The organism is Pseudomonas sp. NY11955 (assembly GCF_048068035.1).
Classification (GTDB): Bacteria; Pseudomonadota; Gammaproteobacteria; order Pseudomonadales; family Pseudomonadaceae; genus Aquipseudomonas.
Genome location: NZ_JBLUPS010000004.1, coordinates 122,347 through 133,369, shown reverse-complemented (window position 1 = coordinate 133,369; position 11,023 = coordinate 122,347). Strand labels below are relative to the sequence as shown.

The window sequence follows — 11,023 nt, the reverse complement described above, 5'->3', positions numbered from 1 at the left end:
TTATAGGCGAAGTGAGGGTTGGTGGTCTAGAGGTTTGTGAAATTTTTTATCCTGTCAGGAAAGTTTTTTAGAGGCCTTCGCCGGGCTATGCTTGCTCCATGAGCACACCACCGCCTCTGCGCCAACCTTGCCCCCCTGGCGCCTGCGACTGCGGCCGGGAACACTTGGTCGATCACCCGCAGGCCGCCCAACGCATCCTCCTGCTGACCCGCCAGGAAGAAAAGCGCCTGCTCGAACGCCTGGAAAACCTCAAGGACCTCGAAGACCTGCAACGCCTGCAGCAGCGCCTGTACGAAAATCTCGGCATCCGCGTGCATATCGCTCCCGGCTTCAATGAAGTACGGACCATGCGCGGTATCGTCATCGAATTGGATGACCAGCCAGGGCTGTGCCGCAAGACCCGGCAGTCGATCCCGGCAGCGATACGACGCGGGTTGGAGCGTAATCCGCAGGTTGCCTACCGGCTGCTCGATACCTACGACCTGCTGCGTGACGGCTGAGCGAGGAGTGAGGCCGGTATGTGCATGGCTGGCGTCTTGGGGGGCTGTCATGCACATGGCGGCGCAAACAAACCCTAGCGCCTTAATTTTTCCGAAGCCTCCCACGTCTACTTGAAAGCCCCCCTGCGCGAAGCCCGCAGCGGTACTCATCATTCAAGGAGACAGGCAATGACTTCCGTTTTCGACCGCGACGACATCCAGTTCCAGGTAGTGGTCAACCACGAAGAGCAATACTCGATCTGGCCCGATTACAAGGCCATTCCCAACGGCTGGCGTGCCGTGGGCAAGAGCGGCCTGAAAAAGGACTGCCTGGCCTACATCGATGAGGTGTGGACCGACATGCGCCCGCTGAGCCTGCGCCAGAAAATGGCCGAAGCCACCGCCCAGTGACCACGCTGAACCTGCTGTGCCTGCCGTACTCGGGGGCCAGCGCCATGGTCTACAGCCGCTGGCGGCGCAAGCTGCCGGCATGGTTGCAGGTGCGCCCGGTTGAGCTGCCCGGGCGGGGCGCGCGCATGGCCGAACCGCTGCACACCGACATGCAAGCCCTGGCCCGGCAACTGGCCAGCGAACAGCGCCTGGCGGCCAGTGCCCCCTATGCACTGCTCGGCCACAGCCTGGGCGCATTACTGGCCTTCGAGTTGGCCCATGAGCTGCAGGCACTGGGCTGCCCGGCGCCGCTGGCGCTGTTTGCCTGCGGCACGGCGGCACCGACCCGGCGTGAGGACTACGACGGCAAGGACTGGCGCGAGCCCAAGAGCGACGCCGAGCTGATCGGCGAGCTGCGCGAGCTGCAGGGCACGCCCGAGGAAGTGCTGGCCAATGCCGAGCTGATGAGCCTGACCTTGCCGACCCTGCGCGCCGATTTTCTGTTGTGCGGCACCTACGCCTACCGCCAACGGCCGGCGTTGCAGTGCCCACTGCATGTGCTGGGTGGCCTGGATGACCGGGCCAACGACGAGCAACTGCAGGCCTGGCGCAAGGAAACCCACGGCGAGTTCTCGCAGCAGATGTTTCCGGGTGGGCACTTCTTCATCCATGAGCATGAAGACCGCGTGCTCGACGCGCTGACCGCGTCGCTGCAGCCGCTTCGGCTGTCCGCCTGATTGACGTCACCGCTTGCCTGGGGGAGGCTAAGGCTTTTCCCAGGCAAGGGGCAGACTAATGCTGATCGATCCACACAAGGCCACGCTGCTGGTCGTCGACATCCAGGAAAAACTCATCGGCGCCATGAGCGACCCCGAAGGCACTCGGGCGCGGGCCCGCTGGTTGCTGGCCGCGACTGCCGAGCTGGAGCTGCCGACGGTGATTTCCGAACAGTACCCCAAGGGCCTGGGCCATACCCTGGCGGAACTGCTGGCTGCAGCGCCGGCCGCCCAGGTGGTGGAAAAAAGCCACTTCTCCTGTGTGGCCGCCGAGTGCCTGCCAGCCAGCCTGATGGCGCGTGAGCAGGTGATCGTCTGTGGCATGGAAACTCACGTCTGCGTGCTGCAGACCGTGCTCGGCCTGCTGGCCCTGGGCAAGCAGGTGTTCGTGGTCGAAGATGCCTGCGACAGCCGAACCCCGGCTAGCAAGGCAGCGGGCCTGGCGCGCATGCGCGCCGCCGGGGCGCAGGTGGTGACCCGCGAGATGGTGCTGTTCGAACTGCTGGGCAGCGCCAGCCATCCGCTGTTCCGCCACATCAGCAAAACCTACCTGGTCGGTGAACAGCCCTGAACGGTCGGTTACTGGCTGTCGGGTTGATGGCCCTGGCGCTGCTGCAAGGCTGCGCCGGGCGCCGCGAAGAAGCGCCGGAAGCGGACCCGGCCAAGGTCCGCGCCCAGCTGCTGCGATTGCTGCCGGCCCAGGCCAAGGACCGCGAAGGCTGGGCCAGGGACATTCAAGTGGCATTTGAAGCCCAGCGCATTACGCCAAGCAAAAGCAACCTGTGCGCAGTGCTGGCGGTGACCGAACAGGAGTCCACCTTCACGGCCGACCCGCAGGTGCCCAACCTGGGGCGTATCGCCCGCGAGGAAATCGACCGCCGCGCTGCGCGCCTGCATATCCCCAAGCTGCTGGTCGACGGTGCGCTGAAGACGCCGTCGGGCAACGGCCAGAGCTACCAGCAGCGTTTGCAGGCGGTGCGCAGCGAGAAACAGTTGAGCGAACTGTACGACGAGGTCATTGCCCGCGTGCCGTTGGGCAAGACCTTGTTGGGCGGGCTGAACCCGGTGCACACCGGCGGGCCGATGCAGGTCAGCATCGACTTTGCCGAAAAGCATGCAACGGATTACCCCTACAGCCATGACGGTACGATTCGCCAGGAAGTGTTCACCCGGCGCGGCGGCATGTACTTCGGTATTGCCCACCTGTTGGGTTACCCAGCCAACTACGAGCGCCAGCTCTACCGCTTTGGCGATTTCAACGCGGGCTGGTACGCCAGCCGCAATGCGGCGTTCCAGGCGGCATTGAGCAAGGCTACCGGCGCACCGCTTGCTTTGGACGGCGACCTGATTGCACCGGGGGCGATCATGCCGGGGACCACCGAGCAGGCGGCGCGCAAGCTGGGGGGGAAGTTGGGGCTGCGTAACCCGCAGATACGCAGCCAGCTGGAGGAGGGCGACAGCTTGGCGTTCGAGGACAGCAAGCTATACAGCGGGGTGTTTGCCCTGGCGGATGCCAAGACTGGCAAGCCGGTACCACGGGCGGTGTTGCCGGGGATTGAACTGAAGAGCCCCAAGATCACTCGCAAGCTGACTACCGCGTGGTTCGCCGGGCGGGTGGATGAGCGTTACCAGCGGTGCATGAAGCGGTAGCAGTGTGCTGCCTGTACCGGCCTCTTCGCGGCTAAAGCCGCTCCCACAGGAATGTGACCGGACCCTAAGGTTGCGCGGTCCCTGTGGGAGCGGCTTTAGCCGCGAAGAGGCCAGCACAGGCGACATCAGCTTTCGCCCAATGCCCCAACCACCTGGTCCACGCTAGCCTTCAGCCCTGCAAACGCATCCTCAGGGTCAGTCTCAACCACCACCAGCTTCGCCCCGGCCGCCTTGATCACCTCTGTCACCGCGGGGTCTGGCTGCCGGTGGTCCAGCACCAGTGCCACATCCTGCGCCTTCAGGTTCTCACCCAGCGCTTTGAGCGCGGCAGCATCCCACTCGGCTGGCAGCGGCTGCTCCACCACGTCCAGATTCAACCCGCTGGCCAGGTAACCCAACCGCTCGGACAGGCTCACCACCGTCAGGTTGTCGACCTTGGCCAGACGCATCTGGCTGCTGGCCGATAGCTCCAGCAACTGACGCTTGAGCCCCGCCAGGTTGCCCTGGATCTTCGTCTTTTCGTCCGGTGCCAGCCGCTCCAGGTCATTGGCTACTACATCAGCCATGCGCCCGAGGTTGGTCGGGTTGAGCCAGGGATAGGCGCCATAGGCATCGTCACCCGTGACCGCAATACCTGGCAGCGCGCCGTCCACCGGCCGCGCAGCATCGATTTCGACAATACGGATGTTGCTGCGCCGGGCCATCGGGTACAGCGGGTCGTCACGCCAGATCGAGCGCACGCCGATCACCGCGTCGGCCTGCTGCGCGGCTTTCTCCAGGCTGGGGCCACCGCGCGAGCTGAAATACGAGGGCTGGCGGCTGGCTGGCAGGGTTGCCGGCGCCGCACGCTTGAGTTGCACTGCCGTGCCATCGAGCAGGGCGCTGGCCAGGCTGTGGGTGACGGGCAGGGTCGTCAGCACTTGCGTGGCGAAAGACAGCGATGGCAGGCCGGCCAGGGCCAGCGCCAGGGTCAGGCGTTTGAAGTTCATGCCGGGTTTCCTTGCAGGCGGGGGACGAGAGCGCGGGCCAAGGCGGCCAGGGCAAAGCAGATGCCGGCGACCAGAATGATCGCGGCACCTGACGGCACTGGCAGGTCGAAAACGATGGGTAGCAGGATGCCGAACAGGGTGCTGATGGTGGCAATCAGTACCGACAGGAAGAAAAAGCCCTTGAGCGACTGGCTGACCAGGCGAGCGGCTGCGGCCGGGATCACCAGCAGCGCACCGACCAGGATGGCGCCGATGACTTTCACGGCGGCCACGGTCACCAGCGTCACCAGCACCACGAACAGGTAGTCCAGGGTTTTCACCGCCACGCCGCGCACGGCCGCCAGTTGCGGGTTGAAACTGGCCAGCATGATGCGGTTGTACAGCGGCACGGCCAGGGCCAGCACCAGCACCGCGACGATGCCCAGCACCACCAGGTCCTGGCCGCTGACGGTCAGCACCGAGCCGAACAGCACGTTTTCGAGGATATGCACGTTGATCTTGCCTGCCAGCATCAGCAGCAGGCTGGCGCCCAGTGCCAGCGACACCGAAAGGAACACGCCAATCAGCGTGTCCGGCGACAGCCCGGTGCGGTTGCGCAGGAAGTTGAGCAGGATGCCGAACAGCAGGCAATAACCGAACAGGCTGCCGTAAGGGCCGGTGTAGGGCTCGCCCAGCAGGATGCCGATGGCCACGCCGGTCAGTGCGGCATGGCCGACCGCTTCGGAAAAGAAGGCAAAGCGCTTGACCACCACCAGGGTGCCCAGACCGCCCAGCACCGGGCCGATCATTAGGCCGGCCAGCAGGGCATTGACCACGAAACCGTAGGCCAGCGCCTCCGGAAGGTAGCCGGCAGTGGCCCAGTCCTGGACCGTTTGACGAAAGATTTCAAAACTCATCAGGCAAGGCTCTCGCTGCGCGGGTGAACGGAGAACAAACCGAGCAGGCGCTCCGGGGTCAGGGCTTGGGCGGGTGGCGCGTCGAACAGCACCTGGCGGCTCAGGCCCGTCACCCGATCGGCCAGGCGCAACACGGCTTCCAGGTCATGCTCGATCCACAGCACGGTGGTGCCAGCCCGGCGCCAACCCTGCAGCAACTGTTCGAACACCTGGATACCGGCTTCATCGAGCGCCGACATGGGTTCGTCCAACACCAGCAACTGCGGCTCGGGGATCAGGCCCTGAGCCAGCAGCACGCGCTGGCGCTCGCCACCCGACAACGCACCCATGCGCCGCTTGCGTTTGTCGAGCATGCCGACCTGCGCCAGCGCCGCGTCGATGGCAGGTTGCACACGCCGGGACAAACCGAGGAACGCGGGGCGGCGCTGGCACATGGCGGCCATGAAGTCGTCCACGGTCATTGGCAGGCCGCGGTCGAACTCCAGGGCCTGCGGCACGTAGCCAATCACCTCGCGCTCACCTGGCCAGTGCAGGGTCAGTTGGCCCTGGTGCGGCATCTGCCCGAGCAGGGTCTTGATCAGCGAGCTCTTGCCGCCGCCGTTCGGGCCGACGATGGCGTGCACGCTGCCGGCGGCAACGTTGAAATTGACCTGTTCGAGAATGCGAGTGCGGCCCAGGGTCAGGTCGATACCGGCGAACTCGATGCGCGGCCCGCGGGCTGCTGCCAGGTTGGCGGCGGCGGTCATGCGCGGTTCTCCTGGATGGCGCGGACCACGGTGTCGAGGTTGCGCTTCATCTCCACTTCGTACTTGTCCCGTGTGTATTCGCCATAGGAGATATGGGTCAGCGGGTACAGGCGCACGCCGGATTCACGCTGAATGGTTTCGACATAGGCCGACGGGAAGTCCATTTCCGAAAAGATCACCCGCACATCCAGCGCCTTGAGCTGGTCGATGGTCTTTTTCAGCTGCGCCGGGCTGGGTTCGATGCCATGCGCCGGCTCGACCACGGCGGTTACCTCCAGGCCGAAGTCGCGCACCAGGTAGTCGTAGGCCGCGTGGATGGTGGCGACCCGGAACGTGGCGCTAGGGGCTTCGGTGACCTTGGCCAGCGCCTCGGCACGCAGGGCACGCAGGCGCTTGGCGTAGGCGCGGGCGTTTTGCGTGTAGAACTTGGCGTTGTCCGGGTCGAGCTTGCCTAGTTCGCGGGCAATGTTGTTGACCTGGGCGATGGTGGTGCTGATCGACAGGAAGGTGTGCGGGTTGACCACCTTGCCGGCGCCACGCGCGGCAATGCCGGTGGCCGCCAGCAACGGCACGTTCTGGTTGGCTTCGATGGTGTTGATGTCGGGTTTTTCGCTGGCGGCGATCATGCGGTCGGCGAAGTCGTCATGGCCGACGCCGTTGAGCACCACCACGTCCAGTGTGCCAATGCGCTTGATGTCCTCGGCCCGTGGCTCGTAGGCGTGGGGGTTGAAGCCCGCTGGAATCAGCGGCACCACTTCGGCCTTGTCGCCGACGATGTTGCTTACGTAGCTGTAGTAGGGGTGCAGGGTGATGCCGATGCGCAGCGGCTTGCCGTTATCGGCCAGGGCCAGTGACGGCAGGGCAAAGGCCAGGAGCAGGGCGAGGGCGGAACGGAACATGGGGGAGTCCTTGGGTTCAGTGACGGTGTTCGCGGGTAACCCCGGCGTCGTAGTGGCTGACCACCTGCTGCCAGCCGGCGGCGATCAGGGCGGCCTGGCCAAGGTCGTCCGGGGTCACGGCGGCGCTGTCGCGGCGCAGCCAGACGTCGGCCTGGCCGGTGCTGTCGGCCGGCAGGATCAGCAGCAGGCTGCCGGCAACCTCGGGGGCCTGGCTGCGGCCCAGGTAGGCGCCGGGCTCCAGCCATGACCATTGGTGGCCGCCACGGCTCTGGCTGCCGGCATCGACCACGAACGGCGGCAGGCCTTCCTCGGCCAGGGCCTGTACGCTGGGCACGCCGGCATTTTCTTCGCGCAGCAGTTGGATCTCGTCGAAGGCCACCCGCAAGTCGGTGTACAGGCCTTGCTCGGCGGCGGTGAGGTCGCGGCGGGCGTCGATCTGGTGGCTGGCGATGGCCTGTTCGTCCTCGCGCTCACCCCGCAGCAGCACCACGCTGGCGGCCAGCACCACGATGAGCAGGCTGGTCAGCAGCACGTACAGGGTTTCGTGCCCGGCACCGGCCGGGCGAATCACTTGGGCGCGGCTCATGGCTGGGCGATATCGGCGTAGTCGACTTCCACCACGTGCCCGGGGCCGGCGTCGAACAGCACATAGAACTCACCGTCCGGTCGCTTGAAGGTCAGCGTCGAATCATCGCCAAGCTTGCCGCCAACCAGCACCTGCTCGTCATAACCAATCACATCCAGGGTCACCCCTGGGGCGCCGCTGCCGTCCGAGAAGCCGCCGGTGCACTTGACCTGGCCGCTGGCCAGTTCTTCGCATTCGCACATCGGGTTGTGCGCCAGGGCAGGGCCGGCGGCCAGTACCATCAAGGGCAGGGCGAGGGTGCGCATCAGGTGTTTCATTTCTTGCCTCCTTGTTTCTCGAGCCAGGCCACGGTGGCTGGCGATGCCTTGGCCAGTGGGACTGAGGCTTGGTGCATGCTGCCGTCCCAGCCTTCCAGGGTGATCCAGATCTGCGCGTCGGGTTTGGTGCGCGGCGGAATCGGCAGCGAGGTGCCCATGTTGTACGGTGCACCGAAGAAGATGGTGCCGGCGGCGCGCAGGCTGCGAGGCTTGCCGATGCGTAGGTAGGCTGCCTTGACGTCCTTGATGCAGGCCTTGCACAGCGATGCATTGAACGACTTGAAGTAGCCGGCCGGGCCGTCGGCGCGTGGCGCCTCGTCACGCAGTTCGGCCAGGTCGAGGCGGTAGGGGCCGACCTGGATATCGTTGATCACGTTGGCGCCAAGCCCGGCGTCGCCGCGAAACAGCTTGGCGTCGGCGAAGTACTTAGGCATGAAGCCCAGCGGAATCAGGATCAGCAGGATGTTCAGGTGAAAACGCCACTTCAGCCACAGCTGCTTCAGCGGGCTGGTGGGCAGGGCTTGGGCCTGGCTCATGGGTGGATCTCCACGGTGGTTTCGCTGCGTGCCGCACGCGGTGCTCGCTCGCTGCGCTTGAGGGCGGCGGCGGTGGCCTGGGCGGTGCGTTTGGTCCAGATCAGCAGGCCGCTGAGTACCATCAGGGTGAGGATCAGGCCGAAGAAGAACCACACCAGCTTGATCGGCAAGCCGCCGAAGTCGCCGGTGTGCAGCGGGCGCATGGACTCGGTGACGAACTCCAGGGCCGAGCGGTCGCTGATCACGAACTGGCTGTCGACATTGCTCGTGTACGGGTTCACTGACGCACTCTGGAACATCAACGGGTACCAGCCCGGCCCGGACAGGGTGACGTGGCTGTAGGCGGTGGCGGGCAGCGAGACGAAGTTGATCTCCAGCCCCGGGATCGCCAGGCCGGCAATGCGTGCTGCCTCATCCAGGTTGATGCGCGGGGCAGGGCTGCCATCTGGCGTTTGCGGCACGTCCTCACGGGCGATCACCGGCACGATGGGCCGGCTGGAAATGGTGATGTGGTTGTCGAACAGTATCGCCTGGATCAGGAACCAGGTACCGGTGATGGAAATCACCGCAATGAACCAGATCGACCACACCCCGGCCAGGCGGTGCAAGTCACCCCAGAAAATCCGCGAGCCATGGCCGGTGCGCACGGGTTTGAAAAAGCCCTTCCAGAACTTCTTGTAGACCACCAGGCCAGTGACCAGCGAGGCCAGCATCGGCAGGCCGAGCAGCGACACCAGGTACCAGCCCCAGCTGAAGCCATTGGTGAACGGCACCAGCCACCAACCGTGCAGGGCGCGGGTGAACGCTTCGAAGTTGAAGTCTGGGGTCTTGCCCTGGATGGCGCCGGTGTAGGGGTTTACGTACAGCGTCGGGCTGGTGCCGTCAGGCAGGGTGACACTGGCCTTTACCGCGAAATGCGAGCCATCGGGTTGGCTGAGCCGATCCACGATCATATCTGGCTCGGCCTTGTGCAAGCTCTCCAGCACCTGCTGGAAGCTCATGCGTTGCATGTCCGCATCTGGCTTGTTGGCGCGCACGGCCGGGTCGGCCAGCCAGACGATTTCCTGGCTGACCACGGCAAGCATGCCGGTGAAGCAGACGATCAGGACAAAGAACCAGATCGGCAAGGCAAGCCAGCTGTGGACCAGGAACCACAGCCTGGATTTGGATTTTTTCGGTGATTTGGCCATCAGACGGTCTTCTGCTATGGGTGGTCGAGCGTGTGCCCAACCAAAGAGGGCTGTACTGATAAGGACGAATGAGAATTGAGAACCTGCCTTTTAAAATGAAAGCAAATGTTTCAAAAGACAAAAGCCGGACAGCGCGCGAGGCGCCAGTCCGGCCTTGAAGGCTTGTTGCAGAGGGCTTAGACGCGGGTCAGCGCCACCGCCGCTTGCGGCTTGCCGTGCAGCAGCGCCAGGTCCTGGTACAGCGCTCGGCCAATTTCCGCGGCACGGGCCGGCAACACCGAAAGCAGGGTGTCACTGAGGCCGTGGCTGTTTTCGCAGAAGCCCTGCAGGTACACCGAGGCCTGCAGGTCGGGGCTGGCCAGTACGCGGTAATTGCGGTCGACGTTGAAGTCCTCCAGGTAGCCGGCCAGTGGTGCCAGCAGGTCACGGTGCGAGCGGCGCTCGTAACCGGTGGCGAGGATCACGGCATCGTAGCGGTGGGTTTGCTGCTGACCGGTGGCGAGGTCGCGCAGGGTCAGTTCCAGGCCTTCGCGGGTGGCCACCACCGCTTCCACCTGACGTCGGCACAGCACGTTGTGGCGGTACTGGTGGGCGACCTTTTGCCGGTAGAGGATGCCGTAGATGCGCTCGATCAGGTTCAGGTCGACCACCGAGTAGTTGGTGTTGTGGTATTCACCCAACAACTTGCTGCGCTGGTCGGCCGGTTCGTTGTAGACCAGGTCGGTGTAGTCCGGCGAGAAAATCTCGTTGACGAACGGGCTGTCGTCGGCGGGCTTGAGGGCCGAACCGCGCAGCACCATGTCGACCTTGACCGACGGGTAGCTGTCGTTGAGGTCGATGAACGCTTCGGCGGCGCTCTGGCCCGAGCCGATCACGGCGATGCGCATCGGTTTGCCGTCGGTGCACGGCAGCTTGTTCAGGCTGCTCAGGTACTGGGAGTGGTGGAATACCCGTGGGTCATCCTTGAAGGCACCGAACTTTTCCGGGATTTTCGGCGTGCCGCCGCTGCCGACCACCACCGAGCGGGTGCGGCGGCTGTATTCGCGGCCCTGTGCATCGCGCGAGACCAGGCGCAGGTGTTCGACCCGTCCAGCCTGTACTTCTGGCTCGATGCGCAGCACTTCCTGCCCGTACACCGCCTGGGTCGCGAAATGCTCGGCGGCCCAGCGCAGGTAGTCGTTGTACTCCAGGCGGCAGGGGTAGAAGGTGCCGAGGTTGATGAAGTCGGCCAGGCGCTGCTTCTGGTGCAGGTAGTTGACGAAGCTGTAGGGGCTGGTGGGGTTGCGTAGCGACACCAGGTCTTTCAGGAACGAGATCTGCAGCTCGCTCTGGGTGGCCAGGGTTTCGCCGTGCCAGCGGTAGTCCTGCTGCTTGTCGATGAACAGTGCGTCGAGGGCATGGCCCTGGGACTCGGCGAGTTCTTCCAGGGCGATGGCCAAGGCCAGGTTGGAAGGGCCGAAGCCCACGCCGATCAGATCTTTGATGGTTTCCTGCTGTGAGGGCTGGCTCATGGCTGCGATTCCCTGAATGGTCGAATATGGACGCCCGCCGGGGCTCCGGCTCCTGCGC

General features: G+C 64.8%; 14 protein-coding genes. 5 read left to right on the top strand and 9 right to left on the bottom strand.

What is annotated here, in order from left to right; all coding sequences use genetic code 11:
• Positions 1–98: 98 nt before the first annotated feature.
• The 5 genes from ACNFBR_RS09185 (at position 99) to ACNFBR_RS09165 (ending at position 3,295) form a co-directional block, all read left to right on the top strand.
• Positions 99–500, top strand: coding sequence for a hypothetical protein (locus ACNFBR_RS09185; protein ID WP_416734625.1), 402 nt, complete (start codon positions 99–101; stop codon positions 498–500).
• 168 nt (positions 501–668) lie between these two features.
• On the top strand, positions 669–890 hold the full coding sequence (locus ACNFBR_RS09180) for an MbtH family protein (protein ID WP_416734624.1): 222 nt from the start codon (positions 669–671) through the stop codon (positions 888–890).
• The gene (locus ACNFBR_RS09175; RefSeq protein WP_416734623.1) at positions 887–1,606 is read left to right on the top strand and encodes a thioesterase II family protein; all 720 of its coding nucleotides are present in this window, start codon (positions 887–889) and stop codon (positions 1,604–1,606) included. Before ACNFBR_RS09180 ends, ACNFBR_RS09175 begins: the two co-directional genes overlap by 4 nt.
• Positions 1,607–1,664: 58 nt before the next feature.
• On the top strand, positions 1,665–2,216 hold the full coding sequence (locus tag ACNFBR_RS09170; protein WP_416734622.1) for a hydrolase: 552 nt from the start codon (positions 1,665–1,667) through the stop codon (positions 2,214–2,216).
• Positions 2,217–2,242: 26 nt separating this feature from the next.
• Entirely contained in the window at positions 2,243–3,295 is a 1,053-nt protein-coding gene (locus tag ACNFBR_RS09165; protein ID WP_416734621.1) for a DUF1615 domain-containing protein, read from the top strand.
• Between the two features lie 125 nt (positions 3,296–3,420).
• Here ACNFBR_RS09165 and ACNFBR_RS09160 read toward each other — a convergent pair whose 3' ends face one another.
• The 9 genes from ACNFBR_RS09160 to ACNFBR_RS09120 all read right to left on the bottom strand — a co-directional run bounded on the left by ACNFBR_RS09160 (position 3,421) and on the right by ACNFBR_RS09120 (position 10,965).
• Entirely contained in the window at positions 3,421–4,284 is an 864-nt protein-coding gene (locus ACNFBR_RS09160; RefSeq protein ID WP_416734620.1) for a metal ABC transporter solute-binding protein, Zn/Mn family, read from the bottom strand.
• On the bottom strand, positions 4,281–5,180 hold the full coding sequence (locus ACNFBR_RS09155) for a metal ABC transporter permease (protein WP_416734619.1): 900 nt from the start codon (positions 5,178–5,180) through the stop codon (positions 4,281–4,283). The genes ACNFBR_RS09160 and ACNFBR_RS09155 overlap by 4 nt, the downstream gene beginning before the upstream one ends.
• Positions 5,180–5,926 (bottom strand): metal ABC transporter ATP-binding protein, encoded by a 747-nt coding sequence (locus ACNFBR_RS09150; protein WP_416734618.1) that lies wholly within the window; start codon positions 5,924–5,926, stop codon positions 5,180–5,182. Before ACNFBR_RS09150 ends, ACNFBR_RS09155 begins: the two co-directional genes overlap by 1 nt.
• Positions 5,923–6,825 (bottom strand): metal ABC transporter substrate-binding protein, encoded by a 903-nt coding sequence (locus ACNFBR_RS09145; RefSeq protein WP_416734617.1) that lies wholly within the window; start codon positions 6,823–6,825, stop codon positions 5,923–5,925. The genes ACNFBR_RS09150 and ACNFBR_RS09145 overlap by 4 nt, the downstream gene beginning before the upstream one ends.
• 16 nt (positions 6,826–6,841) lie before the next feature.
• Entirely contained in the window at positions 6,842–7,411 is a 570-nt protein-coding gene (locus tag ACNFBR_RS09140; protein ID WP_416734616.1) for a DUF6162 family protein, read from the bottom strand.
• Positions 7,408–7,728: a hypothetical protein gene (locus tag ACNFBR_RS09135; protein ID WP_416734615.1), complete on the bottom strand. Its 321-nt coding sequence runs from the start codon at positions 7,726–7,728 to the stop codon at positions 7,408–7,410. The genes ACNFBR_RS09140 and ACNFBR_RS09135 overlap by 4 nt, the downstream gene beginning before the upstream one ends.
• Positions 7,725–8,264, bottom strand: a complete 540-nt coding sequence (locus ACNFBR_RS09130; protein ID WP_416734614.1) for a thiamine pyrophosphate-binding protein — start codon at positions 8,262–8,264, stop codon at positions 7,725–7,727. Before ACNFBR_RS09130 ends, ACNFBR_RS09135 begins: the two co-directional genes overlap by 4 nt.
• On the bottom strand, positions 8,261–9,454 hold the full coding sequence (locus tag ACNFBR_RS09125) for a PepSY-associated TM helix domain-containing protein (RefSeq protein WP_416734613.1): 1,194 nt from the start codon (positions 9,452–9,454) through the stop codon (positions 8,261–8,263). The genes ACNFBR_RS09130 and ACNFBR_RS09125 overlap by 4 nt, the downstream gene beginning before the upstream one ends.
• A 176-nt stretch (positions 9,455–9,630) precedes the next feature.
• A complete protein-coding gene (locus ACNFBR_RS09120) occupies positions 9,631–10,965 on the bottom strand; it encodes a lysine N(6)-hydroxylase/L-ornithine N(5)-oxygenase family protein (protein WP_416734612.1) in 1,335 nt (444 codons plus the stop codon).
• Between the last annotated feature and the right edge of the window lie 58 nt (positions 10,966–11,023).